The sequence below is a fragment of the Tenacibaculum finnmarkense genome (genome assembly GCF_900239185.1).
Taxonomy (GTDB): Bacteria; Bacteroidota; Bacteroidia; order Flavobacteriales; family Flavobacteriaceae; genus Polaribacter; species Polaribacter finnmarkensis.
In genome coordinates, this window is sequence record NZ_OENA01000016.1 from 63,259 (window position 1) to 80,340 (window position 17,082).

20 protein-coding genes are annotated in these 17,082 nt (G+C 29.5%); 2 read left to right on the forward strand and 18 right to left on the reverse strand.

What is annotated here, in order from left to right; translation table 11 throughout:
- Positions 1–69: 69 nt before the first annotated feature.
- The 16 genes from AQ1689_RS01840 to AQ1689_RS01915 all read right to left on the reverse strand — a co-directional run bounded on the left by AQ1689_RS01840 (position 70) and on the right by AQ1689_RS01915 (position 12,913).
- Positions 70–1,356, reverse strand: a complete 1,287-nt coding sequence (locus AQ1689_RS01840; protein WP_101955006.1) for a cryptochrome/photolyase family protein — start codon at positions 1,354–1,356, stop codon at positions 70–72.
- The gene (locus tag AQ1689_RS01845) at positions 1,346–1,831 is read right to left on the reverse strand and encodes an SRPBCC family protein (protein ID WP_101955007.1); all 486 of its coding nucleotides are present in this window, start codon (positions 1,829–1,831) and stop codon (positions 1,346–1,348) included. Before AQ1689_RS01845 ends, AQ1689_RS01840 begins: the two co-directional genes overlap by 11 nt.
- A complete protein-coding gene (locus AQ1689_RS01850) occupies positions 1,832–2,347 on the reverse strand; it encodes a glutathione peroxidase (RefSeq protein WP_394364669.1) in 516 nt (171 codons plus the stop codon).
- Positions 2,348–2,398: 51 nt separating this feature from the next.
- Positions 2,399–2,923: a CIA30 family protein gene (locus AQ1689_RS01855; protein WP_101955009.1), complete on the reverse strand. Its 525-nt coding sequence runs from the start codon at positions 2,921–2,923 to the stop codon at positions 2,399–2,401.
- A 10-nt stretch (positions 2,924–2,933) separates the two neighbouring features.
- Complete coding sequence (locus AQ1689_RS01860) at positions 2,934–3,611, reverse strand: SDR family NAD(P)-dependent oxidoreductase (protein ID WP_101917725.1); 678 nt, start codon at positions 3,609–3,611, stop codon at positions 2,934–2,936.
- A 33-nt stretch (positions 3,612–3,644) separates the two neighbouring features.
- A complete protein-coding gene (locus tag AQ1689_RS01865; protein WP_101955010.1) occupies positions 3,645–3,911 on the reverse strand; it encodes a TIGR03643 family protein in 267 nt (88 codons plus the stop codon).
- A gap of 9 nt (positions 3,912–3,920) precedes the next feature.
- Positions 3,921–5,339 (reverse strand): SDR family oxidoreductase, encoded by a 1,419-nt coding sequence (locus AQ1689_RS01870; RefSeq protein WP_101955011.1) that lies wholly within the window; start codon positions 5,337–5,339, stop codon positions 3,921–3,923.
- 22 nt (positions 5,340–5,361) lie between these two features.
- On the reverse strand, positions 5,362–5,916 hold the full coding sequence (locus AQ1689_RS01875) for a flavin reductase family protein (RefSeq protein ID WP_232122069.1): 555 nt from the start codon (positions 5,914–5,916) through the stop codon (positions 5,362–5,364).
- A 57-nt stretch (positions 5,917–5,973) separates the two neighbouring features.
- Positions 5,974–7,284 carry an ABC1 kinase family protein gene (locus AQ1689_RS01880; RefSeq protein WP_101955013.1) on the reverse strand — a complete coding sequence of 437 codons (1,311 nt, stop codon included), beginning with the start codon at positions 7,282–7,284 and terminating at the stop codon, positions 5,974–5,976.
- The gene (locus tag AQ1689_RS01885; protein ID WP_101955014.1) at positions 7,281–7,934 is read right to left on the reverse strand and encodes a TetR family transcriptional regulator C-terminal domain-containing protein; all 654 of its coding nucleotides are present in this window, start codon (positions 7,932–7,934) and stop codon (positions 7,281–7,283) included. The genes AQ1689_RS01880 and AQ1689_RS01885 overlap by 4 nt, the downstream gene beginning before the upstream one ends.
- 4 nt (positions 7,935–7,938) lie before the next feature.
- The gene (locus AQ1689_RS01890; protein ID WP_101955015.1) at positions 7,939–8,412 is read right to left on the reverse strand and encodes a TspO/MBR family protein; all 474 of its coding nucleotides are present in this window, start codon (positions 8,410–8,412) and stop codon (positions 7,939–7,941) included.
- Entirely contained in the window at positions 8,399–9,100 is a 702-nt protein-coding gene (locus AQ1689_RS01895) for a lycopene cyclase domain-containing protein (RefSeq protein WP_101955016.1), read from the reverse strand. Before AQ1689_RS01895 ends, AQ1689_RS01890 begins: the two co-directional genes overlap by 14 nt.
- A gap of 18 nt (positions 9,101–9,118) precedes the next feature.
- Positions 9,119–9,571 (reverse strand): sterol desaturase family protein, encoded by a 453-nt coding sequence (locus tag AQ1689_RS01900; RefSeq protein WP_101955017.1) that lies wholly within the window; start codon positions 9,569–9,571, stop codon positions 9,119–9,121.
- A 1-nt stretch (position 9,572) separates the two neighbouring features.
- Entirely contained in the window at positions 9,573–10,415 is an 843-nt protein-coding gene (locus tag AQ1689_RS01905) for a phytoene/squalene synthase family protein (RefSeq protein ID WP_101914283.1), read from the reverse strand.
- Between the two features lie 2 nt (positions 10,416–10,417).
- A complete protein-coding gene (locus AQ1689_RS01910; RefSeq protein ID WP_101955018.1) occupies positions 10,418–11,881 on the reverse strand; it encodes a phytoene desaturase family protein in 1,464 nt (487 codons plus the stop codon).
- 138 nt (positions 11,882–12,019) lie between these two features.
- Positions 12,020–12,913, reverse strand: a complete 894-nt coding sequence (locus AQ1689_RS01915) for a MerR family transcriptional regulator (RefSeq protein ID WP_232122573.1) — start codon at positions 12,911–12,913, stop codon at positions 12,020–12,022.
- A 109-nt stretch (positions 12,914–13,022) separates the two neighbouring features.
- Here AQ1689_RS01915 and AQ1689_RS01920 point away from each other — a divergent pair, with 109 nt between their 5' ends.
- Complete coding sequence (locus AQ1689_RS01920) at positions 13,023–13,973, forward strand: GSCFA domain-containing protein (protein WP_101955020.1); 951 nt, start codon at positions 13,023–13,025, stop codon at positions 13,971–13,973.
- A gap of 8 nt (positions 13,974–13,981) precedes the next feature.
- Here the strand turns inward: AQ1689_RS01920 and AQ1689_RS01925 are convergent, their stop codons facing one another.
- Positions 13,982–14,296 (reverse strand): rhodanese-like domain-containing protein, encoded by a 315-nt coding sequence (locus tag AQ1689_RS01925; RefSeq protein ID WP_232122574.1) that lies wholly within the window; start codon positions 14,294–14,296, stop codon positions 13,982–13,984.
- An 8-nt stretch (positions 14,297–14,304) separates the two neighbouring features.
- Positions 14,305–16,053, reverse strand: coding sequence for an aromatic amino acid hydroxylase (locus AQ1689_RS01930; protein ID WP_101955021.1), 1,749 nt, complete (start codon positions 16,051–16,053; stop codon positions 14,305–14,307).
- A gap of 119 nt (positions 16,054–16,172) precedes the next feature.
- On the opposite strand from AQ1689_RS01930, the gene AQ1689_RS01935 reads away from it, so the two are divergent.
- Positions 16,173–16,946, forward strand: a complete 774-nt coding sequence (locus tag AQ1689_RS01935) for a M48 family metalloprotease (RefSeq protein WP_101955022.1) — start codon at positions 16,173–16,175, stop codon at positions 16,944–16,946.
- Positions 16,947–17,082: the final 136 nt, after the last annotated feature.

A 17,082-nucleotide genomic window follows, 5' to 3' on the forward strand; every position in this document is an offset into this window, starting at 1 on the left:
CAAATAATTATAAAAAACAACTTCAAAAAGGTTCAAAGATTTAATTCTTTGAACCTTTTAATTTTGCAATTAATTTAAGGCTTCTTTATAAGTCGAAATTGCTCTTTTTCTGGCAAATTTATGTTCAACCATTGGCTGTGGATAAGTTAACTCATCAAAATTTTTAATCCATTTTCGAATATATTGTAACTCTTTATCGAACTTTTTTAATTGTGCTTCAGGGTTAAAAACTCTAAAATATGGCGCAGCATCGCAACCCGTTCCTGCTGACCACTGCCAGTTTCCATTGTTTGCTGATAATTCGTAATCTAATAGTTTTTCAGCAAAATAAGCTTCGCCCCAACGCCAATCAATTAACAGATGTTTACATAAAAAACCTGCCGTAATCATGCGTACCCGATTGTGCATATAACCCGTTTTATTTAACTGTCGCATGCCTGCATCGACCATCGGATAACCAGTTTCTCCTTTACACCATTTTTCAAATTCGGCTTCGTTATTTCTCCACGGAACGGCATCGTATTTTTGCTTAAAATTATTCGTAACCACTTTGGGAAAATGAAATAATACTTGCATAAAAAATTCTCGCCAAATCAGTTCGTTTAAAAAAGTTGCATTGGTTTTTAAAGCAAATTGCACCATTTTACGAACACTTACCAATCCGAAACGAAAATAAGGCGATAAATAAGATGTTTTATCGATAAAAGGAAAATCACGAATTTCATCATAATTCGCTAAATTTGATAAATTATAAGGGGTTACTTTTATACTACTTTCGTTAAATCCTATAAATTTTAAAGAAGGTATTTCTGATGTAAATTGATAAAAATTATTAAAATTTATATCATAATTTTTTAAATCTTCTTCGGCATTAAATTTCTGCAACCACTTATTTTTATAGGGCGTGTAAACCGTATATGGCAATCCGTCATTTTTGGTAACCTCAGCTTTTTCAAAAATAACTTGGTCTTTATAACTTAAAAAATCAATGGATTTTGATTTTAAAAAATCATGAATTTCTGCATCTCTTTGTAAGGCATACGGTTCGTAATCTTTATTGGTATAAACTGCTGAAATATCAAATTCTGATGTTATTGTTTTCCAAACTTCAAGAGGATTTCCTTTTTTTATCAATAAAGACGAACCGATTGCTTTTAAATCGGTATCTAATTGCTCTAATGTTTGATAAATAAAGGAAACTCGGGCATCGTTTTTTGGTAAATTATCTAGAATTTCTTCATCAAAAATAAATATTGGCACTACTTTATTTGATGAATTTAAGGCGTTAAATAAGGCTACATTATCTTCTAAACGCAAATCTCTACGAAACCAAAATATCGCTAATTTATTTACCATTAAACATTTTTTCTAAAATTATAAATCGATATTCGAAAATACTTTTTAATTGTTTTTTGATAAAAAGAGCTTGTGCTATATGTCCTAAAAAACCGAACGGTATTTTATATGAAATTTTATCTTTCATTAAGGTATTTCCGTTTGGCAAAGCTTCAAAAAAATGTTCGTGATGCCACATTGAATAAGGTCCGAAACGTTGCTCATCAATAAAAAAAACTTGTTCTTTTACTTGCGTTATTTCTGTTACCCAATTTGTTTTCACAAACGGAACAGGCGATACTTTATACGTTATTATTTGCCCAGGATATGCTTTTTCATCAACTTTTGAAGTGATATTAAAACCCATTTTTTTGGGTGTAATTTTGGCTAAATTTTCTGGTGATGAAAAATAATCCCACGCTTTTGCTAACGGCATTTTTAATTCTTGTGCTGTTTCTAGGGTATAAATTCCTGAGTGTTTTTTAAAATTCATCATTTATAAAAGACTTGTTATTTTAGAACTCATTGGTTTTGTAATTGAATAGAAAACATCAATTAATCGACCTTCTTCATCCACTAAATATTTTTGAAAATTCCATTTTACAGACGAATCCATTTTTGCATTTTTTTCTTTTTCAGTTAACCATTCATATAACGGATGTTTCTCTTCTCCTTTAACGGCTATTTTTTCGGTTAATGGAAAATCGACTCCAAAATTTAACCTACAAAACGATTTTATTTCTGATGCCTCTCCAGGTTCTTGTGCTCCAAATTGATTACACGGCAAACCGATGACTACTAATTTATCAGTATATTTTGATGATAATTCTTGTAATCCATCATATTGCTTGGTAAATCCACATTTAGAGGCAACATTTACAAATAATATTTTTTTACCTTTGTATTGATTTAAATCTAATTTTTTTCCATCAATTCCTTTAATTTCTATATCGTATAAAGATTGATTAGGAGATACTGTTTCTGAATTTGATAAAAAACTAAATAATGCCATAATTACTAGTATTGATAAAGTTATAAGTAAAGTTATTTTAAGTGTTTTCATTTATTGAAGTGTTATTTTTTCTATGGATATATTAAAATTTTCGTTCTTTTTATTACCTATCAAAATTGCAATTTCTGAAATGGTAGTTGCTGAATAATTTGGTACATCAACTAAATTACCTCTAGATGAGGCATAAAATTTATGTAAAGGCAAAATAATTTCTTCTGATTTATTGGTCGTTTCAAAGGATTGCACATACCAAAAACGCTGGTCTTCTTTGGCTTCTATTCTAAACTGATAACTTTTACCATCGCCTTTTAACTTTATAATTAGATTTGTTTTTTTATCATCAAAATTAATAGCGATAGGTAATCTTGTCATTGCAAAACCTCCGTTATTATCTAAAGAAACAGCTCCCGAAAAAACAAGTTGTTTATCAGTATTCAATTTCATAGATGATGTTGATACGCCTCCCATAACATCATCATTTGTTATAATCCAGTTTTGGGGAATTGTATTTTTATCAAAAATTATTACTTCATCATTCATACATAAAAAAATAGTGAATAAAATTAGCCATTTCATTCGAGTACAATTATAATTTTACACTTACAATTCCTGCATCCATAGGAATAATTTGTCCTGTTATTGAACTTGCATCCTCTGATAATAAATAACTAGCCAAACCTGCTACTTCTTGTGGCGTTAAATATTTTTTTAGCGGATGCCTGTCTTGCATACTTTCTTGCTGCTTTTCGTTTCTTAACAAACGTTTTGCAAGTGGTGTATCTGTTACGGTTGGAGCAATCGCATTAAAACGAATTTTAGTTGCATACTCTGCCGCTAACGATTTTGTTAACCCTTCAACTGCCGATTTACTTGTTGCAATACTTGCATGAAATGGCATTCCTAAAGCAGAAGCAACTGTACTAAATAGTACAACACTTCCGTTGTTTTTTGCCAAACTAGTTTCGTATGCTTTTAAAGTATTGATTGCACCTACAACATTAATTTCAAAATCAGTTTTAAAATCGGCAACTTTAAGTCGCGTAAATGATTTTAAATTGATACTTCCAGGACAATATACCAATCCATTAATATCTTTTAAAACTGGTAATTCATCATTTAAAACATCGCATGAATAATGAGTTACATTTTCATGTTCTTCGGGTGCTGTTCTACTTATATTGATAATTTTATGTGTATCTTTTAATTTATTTACAATAGCTTTTCCGATACCCGAGCTACCTCCTACTACTACAATTGTTTTCATATTTTATATATTTATGATTAGCAGTTATTTTATTTATCGCTTAGAAACTTTATTATTACTGATACTTTTTTGCCTTGTACATTTGAACCTTCCTTTTTCGAAAATTCGTTTTGCTTGATGTTTGGTTGAACGACCTTGAACTCTTGCTCTCCATAATTTAAAACTAGATAGCTTTAATTCTTTACGCATTAATTCGATTACTTGTTGTTCTTTTAAACCAAACTGAAACTTTATAGCATCGAATGTGGTTCTATCTTCCCAAGCCATTTCTATTATTCTATCTATATCTCTGTGATTCATAATTTTTGATTATTTTTTTACCAAAGCGTTTATCATTCCTTTAAATACAAAAGCATGAAATGGTAAAACGGAATACCAATACAAACGCCCTAAAACACCTTTAGGTCTGAAAACTGCTTTTTGATGTAAAGTGTCATTTACTATTTTGAATTCTAACCAAGCTTCGCCAGGTAATTTCATTTCTGCAAACAACAAGAGTCTTTTTTCTTTTTTATCAGCCAATAAAACACGCCAAAAATCTAATGGGTCACCAGCTTCTAAAGATGTATTATGTGTTCTTCCTCTACGCAAGCCAACTCCTCCGAAAATTTTATCGGCATAACCTCTTATTTTCCATAACCAATTAAAACTATACCAACCGTTTTTCCCTCCAATTGACCAAATTTTATCAAGAGTAAAAGCATCATCGGTAACTTTTACAGTACGTTTATCTACAAAACAACCATATTGTGGTATTTGAATATGATCAGATAATTGAGCTTGAAAAACACCGCTACTAATCGCATCTTTCCAACTTGATATTACAGCGTTTTGTTCTATTCGTTGAAAAGCTAAATCAACCGATTCTTTATAAGAAATAGGCGATATATTTAAAATTTGATTAATATTACTTGGCTTGGCAATTACCTCAACTTTCATACTATCCACCAAAGCTTGTGCTAAATTAAAAGACGTAGAGGTTACAAAATACAACCAATACGATGATAATTTTGGCGTTAAAAGTGGTAGTGTTAAAATGTAACGTTTAAAGCCTCTTACTTCTGAAAATTGTAAAAGCATTTCTTTATAAGTAAGCACTTCTGTACCGCAAATATCAAACGATTTGTTATACAATTTTTCATTTCCAACGGCACGTTCTAAAAAAGTTAATACATCTCTAATTGCAATTGGTTGCGATTTTGTATTCAACCATTTTGGCGTAACCATTACGGGCAACTTTTCAACAATATCTCTAATAATTTCAAAGGATGCACTACCGCTTCCAACAATAATTCCTGCTCTAAAAGTGGTAAGTGCATATTTTTTTGAAGCTAAATTTTTCTCTACCTGAAAACGAGAAGCCAAATGCTTAGACAAAGAACTATCATTTACAATACCACTTAAATAAATGACTTGTTTACAGTTTGTTTTTTCGACAATATTTTTAAAATTCTTGGCACAAGTTTGCTCTAAATCTTCAAAATTAGTAGCATCCGTAGCCATTGAATGAATTAAATAATACGCAACATCAATATCCGAAGGAAAAACAATTTGTTCGGTTTGTAAAAAATCAACTTTTATAAACGAGATATTCTCTTTATGTTCTATTTCATCAGGAATTCGTTTTAAATCACGGACACAGCATACTAATTCATGACCTGCATCTAATAATTTTAATACCAATCTTTTTGCTATATATCCTGTTGTTCCTGTGATTAAAATTTTCATTTTCTTGATGTTTTACATTCGTTTATTTTGGTCTTTGATATGATAATCTTTGATATTCTTTTGCAACCATATAGGTATCTAAACCATTAATTGCTGCAATTTTTTCTTCGGATAAATTTAAAAAACCATCCTCAGAAAGCATTGAATCTTTAAAATACAAATCGGTTACTTCGCCTAAAATTAAAATAGTTCCGTTTGCTTTTATATGATGTTCTTCTAAAAATTTCATTCCTATTTTTATAGGCGATTCTGCTACATAAGGTGCAAAAAAATCATCTTTATAAATTTCAGTTAAATCGGTTTTATCAAACTCTGAAACTCCTGACGGATATTTAGCCGATGTATGATGTGCATCTTCAATTATGGCTTCGTTAATAGCATTTATCGTATAAAAACCTGTTTTTTTAATGTTATCATAGGTATTTCTTGCCACAGTTGTCGGACGCAAAACAAACCCTAAAATTGCAGGACTAGAACCATAATGAACAACTGAACTAAAAACAGCTACATTACTAGTTCCATCTTCCGATTTTGTAGCAATTAAATTTGCTGGTTTATAACCAGAAATACTGTTCATTAAATTTATTTTATACAGATGATTCATCTCATCTATAGCTTTTCTTGATAAATGCATTTATAAATTCTTGTAATTATTAATTTTTATATGAGTCGATTTTAAATCGTGCATTAAATTATATAAACCGAAAAATGTTCTGTTGATATAAATAAAATGTTTCGAACCTCTATTTCCGTTCATTTTTTTCAACTCAGTACTTTTTGCATATTTTTGTCCTAAATCGGCTATTTTACCAAAGAAAACACCATCAGAAAAATCAAAATCTTCTTGCTGAAAAGGCGATGTAAATAAATACAACATTTCGTAAAACAATTCTTTAAAAAAGGCTTTTTCTTCTTCAGAATCGTCTTTTTTCAAAATTTCTAATTCATATAATTTACTTTCAAAAAAAGCAGGATTTTCAATATTTTCTCGTTTGGCTAATTCGAAATATGGCGTATAAAAAGTCATTGGTACTTCTTTCATACATCCAAAATCGATAACAATTAAATCATTTTCTTTGGATACCAAAAAATTACCAGGATGCGGGTCGGCATGTACTTTTTTTAACACATGCATTTGATACATATAAAAATCCCATAAAGCTTGTCCTAATTTATTTGCCGTTTGCTGATCATATCCTTTTGATGTAAATTCCGATAAATGAATTCCGTCCATCCAATCCATTGTTAAAATTCTATCCGTAGAAAATTCTTCGTAATATTTTGGGAATTTTAAATTTGGAATATGTGCACAAGCATTCGCTATTTCGTTACTCTGTGCTAATTCTAAAACGTAATTTGTTTCTTCTAATAGCTTACTTTCAACTTCTTTAAAATATTCATCAGAACCTTCGCCTCTTATGTTAAACATTTTCATCGCAATCGGTTTTACCAATGCTAAATCCGTAGAAATACTATTTGCAACACCAGGATATTGAATTTTAACAGCCAATATTTTTTCGCCTATCGTAGCTTTATGAACCTGTCCGATACTTGCCGCATTTACAGATTCTGCTGTAAACGTGTCAAAAACATCTTCAGGTGTTTTGTTAAAATATTTTTTAAAAGTTTTAACTACTAAAGGTCCTGAAAGTGGCGGAACAGAAAATTGTGATAACGAAAATTTTTCAACATACGCACTTGGCAATAAATTCTTTTCCATACTCAGCATTTGTGCTACTTTTAATGCCGAACCTTTTAATTCTTTTAAACCGTCATAAATATCAGTTGCATTATCTTCATTTAACTGAGCTCTTGCCTCTTCTTCTGATTTTGTGATTTTATTTCCGTAATACTTTGCATAGTTTACTCCAAGTTTTAAACCTGTAGTAACTAATTTAGTGGTTCTTTCTATTTTTGATGTTGGTATTTTATCTAATCTTTTCATACTGAAGTTCCTTTTTCTTTCCATAAAAATTTCGCTAAATCAATAACGCTTTTTACCGGTGTTATTTGCTGAATATCAAAAGCAGCTTTGACTGATTTCTCAATAAAAACATCTGTTTTTTCGAAGTTTGAAGATTCATCATCAATCCAAAATTTCAGAATCATTAATAATTGCATCCAATAAGCTTCTGTTATTGTTTTATCTTGAATTTTATTGATTTTATCATTCTTAAAATCAATTTTTTCTAATTCAATTTTGCTAACATATTTTAAAAACGCTGCTCGTAATTCTTTTAAAACTGCTAGTTTTGAAAAATCCGATTTCATATCTTGAAATTGCCACAAAACATACGATCTGTTTGCTGTTAATAATTCAAAAAAAGTAAAATAAAAACTTAATAATTTATCTTTTGATTCATAACCTTGATAAGCCTCTGTTTTATGTAATAAATGGATTGTTTCTTTTGCAAAAACTCCAAATATTGATTTTTCTAAACTCTTGAAACTTGAAAAATATTGATAAAATTCTGACTCCTCAAAATTATTATCTGTTGCAAATGCATAAATAGAAGCTGGTTTTCCTGAAATTAAAACCGAATTCATATAAAGCTCAATAATTTTCTCTTCTGTAATAGTTTCTTGATTTTCCATAACTTTAATTATAAAATACGATGTAGGCGTTTAAACTTGTTGCAATAGTCATCCATATTAAATATGGAAGTATAAATAATGTAATCCCTTTTAATTCTCTTAAATTTTTAAAGGTAAAATATCCGATTAACAACCATAATAAAGTAATAACAACTAATCCGATAACGGTTAAATGTTGATTAAAAAAAAAGTAATTCCAACCTACGTTTAAAATCCACTGAACACTAAAAAGTAGTGTTAGTTTTTTATCTAAAAAAGGAAATTTAAGACTCAATTTTGTCATATAAAAAGCAAACAATAGCATAATTGTAGTCCAAGCTGCTCCAAAAACCCAACCCGCAGGTGTCCAAGGTGCTTTGTTTAAAGATAGATACCACTCTGTTCGTGGGCCATCTTCCATTAATACAACACCAATTGCCAATGCTAAAAAATTAACTACTAAAAAGAGTAAAAATCGTATGTATTTATTTTGTTTCATTTTTTTGTTTTTTCAGATAATTAAAAATTAATTGTATCGAAAATAATAAAGTAAAGGCATAAAAAACATCTTCAAAAGGAATTGTAAAAATTCTAAAATTTAAATTTTCTGCATTATTATACCAAACCACAGGAGCATCAATAAAACTTCCTGTTAAAATTCCGTTTACTAATAAAAAAGGAACTAAAACAACTAAAAAACTAGGATAATATTCCTGTAAAGCTTTTAAATTATTTTTTAATCCGAAGAACATTAATAGCAAAAAAGCACTGAAATTTACAGTTGTATACCATTTTCCAAAATTGAAAACCAATAGTATAAATGCTATTAAAATCAATAAAAAGCTTAACAATACAGTTATCGATTTAGATAACTTAAATTGAGGTACTAAATATTTTAAAACCTCGTGAGTAAACAAACAAGCGTACGGAATACAAAAGAAAAACAACCATTCTTCAATAGGCATTTCAAGCAATTTTATTCCTAAATAATAATCAGGATTAAAACCCCAAACACCGATTTTTGTAAAAAAAGCATCCCAAATTATAAACGGTAAAGCGACTAACGAAATACTGATAAAAGCACTTTTAAAATGCTGTATAAAATGAAATTTTTTCTCAAAAACACTATAAGCTAAAGGAATACTTAAACTTCCTAAAGTTAATATCAGATATAGATATTCACTCATTATTTTAGTCTTATTTAATTATTTTAATTGTCTTTTCTTGAAATATTTAAACGGAACAAACAACATTCCAAAACACTCTCCATCTGGTTTTCCTAAATGCTTGTGATGTATTTTATGTGCTTTTCGTAATCCTTTTAAATATTGATTGTTGGTGTTTTTAAACCAATTGAAACGCCTATGAATTAAAACATCGTGAATTAAAAAATAGGCTAGTCCATAGCACAAAATTCCTAATCCAATAAAAAACAAATAATTTAATGCTGGATGAAATCCGAAGTAAAACAACAACATACTCGGTATGGCAAAAACCACAAAAAAAGCATCATTTTTTTCAAATACATTCGGATATCCTGGCTGGTGATGGTCTTCGTGTAAATACCATCCAAAACCGTGCATTATATATTTATGAGTAAACCAAGTAACGGCTTCCATTATTATAAAAGTTAGCAGGGTTGTAATTATAAATAACATTTTAAATAAGATTTAGTTTATATTTTACATAACTTCTTGCCAATAAATTAATTTTCATTGGGTCTGATATTCTAATTCTTGTGTCCATTATTTCTGATGATGGCGTTGCTTTTAATTTATTAAGCAATTTTTTATAATATCGATACGCCATGTAAACACCAAATTTTGCTTCAACAGGTAATTTTAAAATACCGTTTTCGTAGGCATAGTCAAAATCAGCTTCAATATCTTTAATAATAATTTCTTTAGATGCTTGGTCTAACTCTTTAAGGTCAACATTAGGAAAATAAGAACGATTTAACACCTGAATATCATCTTTTAAATCTCTTAAAAAATTCACTTTCTGAAATGCAGAACCTAAACGCATTGCGGCATCTTTTAGCTCGTTATATTGATTCGCATCACCATTTACAAAAACACGTAAACACATTAATCCAACTACATCGGCAGAGCCATAAATATATTGTTTGTATGCCTCTTCTGTAGTATATTCTGTCTGATGTAAATCAGCTTTCATACTCTTTAAAAAAGCTTGAATTAAATCATCTGTAATTTTATATTTTTCAACAGTTTGAACAAATGAATTTAAAATAGGATTTAAACTTATGCCCTCTTTTTTTGACAAATAATACTCATTTTCAAACCTAATTAATAAATCTTCTTTATTATATTGATGAAAAGAATCTACTATTTCATCAGCAAAACGGACAAAACCATAAATATTATAAATTTCGGCACGTATTTTTGGCGATAACATTCGAGTTGCTAAAGAAAAAGAAGTACTGTATTTTTGAGTAACTAATTTACTACAAGCATAAGAAACCTCATCAAATAATTGTTTCATTTTTAATGGTGTTTTAAAATTAAATCTGAAGCTATTTTACCCGAAATTAATGACGGTGGTACCCCCGGCCCTGGAACCGTTAATTGTCCTGTAAAGAATAAATTCTTTACTTTTTTACTTTTTATTTTTGGTCTTAAAAAAGCAGTTTGTGTTAAAATATTTGCTAATCCGTAGGCATTTCCTTTATACGAATTATAATCTTTCACAAAATCTTTCACACAAAAACTTTCTTTAAAGATAACATTTTCTTTTACAGATTGCTGCGTTAATTTCTCTAATCTATTTATAATTAAATCAAAGTACTTTTCTCTAAGCTCGGGAGTATCTTCAATACCTGGAGCTATCGGAATTAAAAAAGTAGCTGCTTCGTTATTAATTGGCGCAAAAGAACCTTCTGTTATTGAGGGAAAACTTGCATAAAACATCGGGTCTTTTGGCCAACTTGGATTGTCATATATTGATGCCGCATGTACATCGAAATCAGTATCGAAAAATAATGTATGATGACAAACATCTTTTAGTTTTTTATCAAAACCAACATAAAATAATAATGATGATGGTGCAAAAACTTTTTTATCCCAATATTTTTCAGAATATTGTCTATAATCTTTAGGTAATAATGTTTCTGTATGATGATAATCAGCACCGCTTAAAACAATATCCGAAGCAACAAAATGACCATTTACTACTAAACCAATAGCTTCGCCTGATTGATTAAGTTTAATTTCTTCAACATTTGCCTCAGTTTTAAAAGTTACTCCTAAATCTTTAGATAAAGTTACCATTGCTTCAATAACTTTATACATTCCTCCTTTGGGATGCCAAGTTCCTAAAACAAAATCGGCATAATTCATAAAATTATAAAAAGCAGGAGTATTACTTGGTTTTGCTCCTAAAAACAATACAGGAAATTCTAAAATTTGAATTAACTTTTTACTCTTTATTTTTCTGCGGACTTCTTTTCTTATTGATGAAAAAAATTGCGTTATTTTTCCAATCGTAACAGGAGTTACCAATTCCAAAGGAGAAACACCTGGATTATACACCAAATCATTTATAGAAACGTCATAATTATAGGCTGCAGATTTTAAGAAAGTTTTTAAATGAACAGAACTTCCTTTTTCTTCTGTTTCAAAAATTTCATAAATTTCTTCAACACTACCAGGAATTGTTATAGAATCTGTAGTATCAAAATAAACTTGATATGCTGGATCTAATTTTTCTAACTCATAATAATCTGATGGTTTTTTACCAAAATCTGCAAAAAACTTTTCAAAAACATCGGGCATCCAATACCATGTTGGGCCTATATCAAAAGTAAAACCATCTTTTATTAACTGACGGGCTCTACCTCCTACGGTTTCATTTTTTTCTAAAACTACAACATCGTATCCTGCCTTAGCTAAATAACAAGAAGCTGATAATGATGAAAAACCGGAACCTATTATATGTATTGTTTTTTTCAATGGTATATTTTATAAGGATTAATAATTCATTTATTTAAAGCTACTTAACAGATAAAATAATTGGAATTAATCAAATCTACAATTTTTGTTTAACAAAAACAAAATATAGTTAAACAATATGAAATACATCAAAAAAATTTACAACACTTTTAAAAGATCTATAACAGAATTATAAAGAGAGATATTTGCTTCAAAATTAACTTCTTTTACTTTTAATGTTTTATTTCCTACCGCAATAAATTGATGTTTTTTTCCTTTTAAAGCAGTCTCAATTTCTTGAAAATAATCCATTATTTTATCATCATAAGGCTGAACGGTTAATGATGTAATAAATCGAACTTCGGTATCACTTTCAAAAAAATAATTCAAGTTACTTAAAGGCAAACTCTGTCCTAAATATATGGTTTTATTTCCTCTTAAAACTAATTCATAATTTAAATACATCAATCCTAATTCATGAACTTCATTTTCGGGTAAAAACAATACATAAATAACATCTGAATCAACTATTGAATACTCCAATTTTTCAGTGCTAATTTGAATTTTCTGAGCTATTAAATTCGATATAAAATGTTCGTGTGCGTGTAATAATGTATCTGTTTGCCATAACAATCCTATATGATTTAAAAAAGGCACAAAAACATCTTTAAAAATTTCTCTAAATGTTTTCTTGTTCAATAATTGATTATACGTATTATTAAATAAAACTTTATCAAATTGAAACATTGCCATTTTTAAAGAGTTTATAGCATCATCACTTATAGCTGTTTTAAAAGCTAATTCTCTTGCTAACAATAAAATATCCTTATCAGACATTTCTGAAATCTTAGAGATTTTATATTTATTCTTATTTAGCAGAACAACATTTAATAACTTTAAAAGATTTTCTGAAGAATAATATCTAATATTTGTATCTGTTCTTTCTGGCGATAATAAATTATATCGCTTTTCCCAAATACGAATAGTATGTGCTTTAATTCCTGAAATATTTTCAAGATCCTTTATTGTAAATGACTTTTTAATATTGTTCAATTTATTATCTTTTTTATTAAACAAAGATACATTTTTCATTCAATTTAATAAAAACCCTCACTAATTTGAGCATTTTATAGTTATTTTTGAAGCTGATTATTCTTATAAAATGAAACTTCAAACACAAATACCTTTAAAGAAACAACCTCATAATTTAATAGATTATAATTCTAAGTTACTTTTATTAGGCTCTTGTTTTTCTGAAAATATAGGCGATAAATTATCATTTTATAAATTTCAATCACAACAAAATCCGTTTGGAATTTTATTTCATCCAAAAGCTATTGAAAAATTAATTACCGATGCTATTAATCAAAAAAAATATACAGAAGAAGCTGTTTTTTTACACAATGAATCTTGGCATTGTTTTGATGCACATTCTAGTGTAAGTTCTTCGGATAAAAAAAAAGTTTTAAATAATTTAAACACTGTAAATACAGCAACATTTGAGCATTTAAAAAATGCTAGTCATTTAATAATTACACTCGGAACTTCTTGGATTTATCGTAAAATTTCTTCGGATGCTATTGTTGCGAATTGCCATAAAATTCCGCAGAAAAACTTTTTAAAAGAAATTTTAACTATTGATGAAATCACTGAAAGTTTAGAAGCTATTAGTGCTTTAACAAAATCTGTTAATCCGAATATTTCAATTATTTTTACCGTGTCACCTGTGCGTCATATAAAAGATGGTTTTATTGAAAATCAACAAAGTAAAGCACATTTATTAAGTGCAATTCATCAAGTTACTGATGCTAAAAATAACACTTATTATTTTCCTTCTTATGAAATTATGATGGATGAATTACGTGATTATCGTTTTTATGCCCAAGATATGATTCATCCAAATAATACAGCAATCCAATATATTTGGGAGAAATTTATAGCAGTTTGGATTTCTGAAAACACCCAAAAAACGATGAAAGCAGTTAAAATAATTCAAAAAGGATTAGCCCATCGTTCTTTTAACCCAACATCAGAAGCACATCAGAAGTTTTTAAAAAATATCGCACAAAAAAAGGAAACACTTCAAAAAGCATTTCCTTTTATTACATTTTAAAAACAGTATTATTTTATTAAATACTGATCTACGTTTTGCCAAGGACCTCCGTTAATTACATCAATTCCTTGTGCTACTAAAAAATCAGTTGCCTGACCACTTCTACCACCACTTTTACAAACTGCAATTACAGGTTTTCCCCAAGCTTTAATTTGCTCAACACTTGTTGGTATTGTTGTTAAAACAATGTGTTTTGCTCCTTGTGAATGCCCGTCGTTCCATTCTTCTAAAGTTCTTACATCTAAAATAACAGCTTGATTCCCTAAATATTCTTGTATTTTTTCGCCCATGTTTTTCTTTCTAAATAAGTTAAATAATCCCATTTGTTGTATTATTTCTCAGACAGCAAATATAATCCGTTTTCTATTAACGCTTTGTAACCCTTGTTACTTTTTAAGCTTTCTAAATATTTTTTTAGGCTTATTTTTATCGAAAAATCATTTGTAAAAGCAAGTTCATACAATTCTAATACCAATAACCAATCCTTTGGATATTCATTTTTAAGAACCTTTAAAATTCTTTCAATTATATTTTCAGTAATCGTATCTTCTTTCCTATATTTTCTTACATCAGCATACATTTGATATAATGTATTATCAGCTACTGAATATTGAATTTTATGTGTTTTAGTTTCAGATACTTTTCCTATATCTCCAAAAGAATCAACATCCGCAGGTCCTGAATATGCCGAAACTAATTCTTTTCCTATTGCCATATCATAAATTCCCCACGACGGATCAAATAAAATTTGTTCCTTATAAGTAACCCTACAATCTTTTAAAGACACAATTAAAATTTTACCTCGTAAATCTCGTGTTCCTGTAATGATCTTTCCTGTAACAAGTACGCCACTTTCAAACTCTAAATTTATGATTTCACCTTCATAAATCCCGTAGGCTTCCAAATCACGCGGGCTCATATCTTCAATAGGCAAATTAATTCCTTTCAACTTTCCTACGGGACTTCCAAAACCTTGGGCATGATAACTAATTCCGTGACCAATTAATTCTTTATCTCTGTTTGATAAAGCAGTATTTCCAGTGGTTTGTATGTAGGCAATTTCCCCTTTTTTATCTTCAATAACATTGCTAAACATTCCTGATATTTGAATACCAGTACTTAATTCTACAGTTCCTAAATTTTTAGAATTTATTAATTTTTCAACCCCTTTTAAACCCCCTGTTCGAAGTGCCATTGTGTTGGCAAATTCATTTAAAACCAAACTTAAATACGCAAAATTTGGCGTAACAAATAACTGAGGTTGTGGTTTTGTAATATCAAAATTCTGAGTAGCTGCGGCAACTGAATACGGCACTTTTTTAACTTCCGATTGCATACACCATTTACTTTCTCCTATGGATGACAATAAACCTGCGCCGTATATCTTCGGATTTTCAGGTGTTCCGATTAATCCATATTCAACCGTCCACCAATGTAAGTTTCTTATTTGTGCCATTTCCGATAATTCGCCCATATTATCTTGTAACCAAGTTACCTTTTCTTGTGCGTCATCTATTGATTTTTTAGTAGCATTAGGATCTTCTTTTAAAATTGATAACAAACGAATTGCTTCATACATTTCATAATCTTTTGATGATGAAATTGCTTTTGATCCTATTTCACCAAAACGACGTAAATATTCGGCATATTCAGGATTTGCAATAATTGGCGCGTGTCCTGCTGCTTCGTGAATAATATCGGGTGCTGGTGTGTATTCAATATGATTTATGGTACGAATATCCGAAGCAATTACCAATACATTGTACGCTTGAAATTCCATAAAAGCATTCGGAGGAATAAAACCATCAACAGAAACTGCCGACCAACCGATTTCTTTTAAAATACGATTCATTCCTTCCATATAAGGAATATTATTTATTGATATTCCTGTTTTTTCTAATCCTTTTAAATATGATGAATGAGCAACTTTACCTAAATAATCAACATTCATACGCATTACATATCGCCAAACCGCTTGATTTTGTGCAGTATATTCGTTGTATGGTTGTTTTACAATAAATTTATGTAAGTGCTTTGGTAACTTTTTAGTTACATCATTTAACTCAAAATGAGGATTCATATTATTATATATTTTGCTTTGTAAATTTAAGTTTTTTATGGTTGATTTAAAATGGATATTTGTTAAATTATATATTTTGTATATTTACCTTTATCAAAAAAAGTTAAAAAAAAGAGACTATGAGAAATCGCGGGAGTTTAAAAATTAGACTTTTAATTGGTGCAGCAATCGCTATTTTTGCTTTGCTAAAATATTGCGCTAGTGCAGAAACAAATCCTTATACAGGTAAAAAACAACATATTTCTATTTCTCCAAAGCAAGAAATTGCTATCGGTTTAAGTAGCGCTCCTCACATGGCGCAACAACATGGCGGTTTATATCCTAGCCAAAAATATCAAGATTTAGTAGATCAAATTGGAAAAAAACTAGTTGACAATAGCATCGCTAGAGAATCTGGTTATCCTTTTGATTTTCATTTATTAAAAGATGAAAGAACTATCAACGCTTTTGCTTTGCCTGGCGGACAGGTTTTTATTACCTATGCCTTGTTTTCAAAATTAAAAAATGAAGATCAGTTGGCGGGAGTTTTAGGGCATGAAATTGGGCATGTTATCGGTCGTCATTCGGCGGCGCGTATGGCAAAGCAAGATTTAACCCAAGGCTTACTTTCGGGTGCTTCTGTTGGTTTTGACCCAAGTACTGCACAAGGAATTGCTGGAATTGCCAATGTAATTAACATGAAATATGGTCGTGGCGACGAGTTAGAAAGTGATGATTTAGGTGTTAAATTAATGCTCGATGCAGGTTATAATCCGGAGAGTTTAATTGGCGTAATGCAAATTTTAAAAGCTGCCGCAGGACCTAACAGAACTCCAGAATTTCAAAGCACTCACCCCGACCCTGAAAATAGAATCGAGAAAATTAAAAGTGCTATTCGTAAGTATAGTAAATAAATATTGAAGAAATAATAATTCCAAATGCTTTTAGATGATTTCTGAAAGCATTTTTTTTAGCACAAAACCCTAGCCCCGATTGAAGCAATTGTTTGAGCTCCTTTTTTGATTTTTCTTCAAAAAAGAGCGAGTGCGG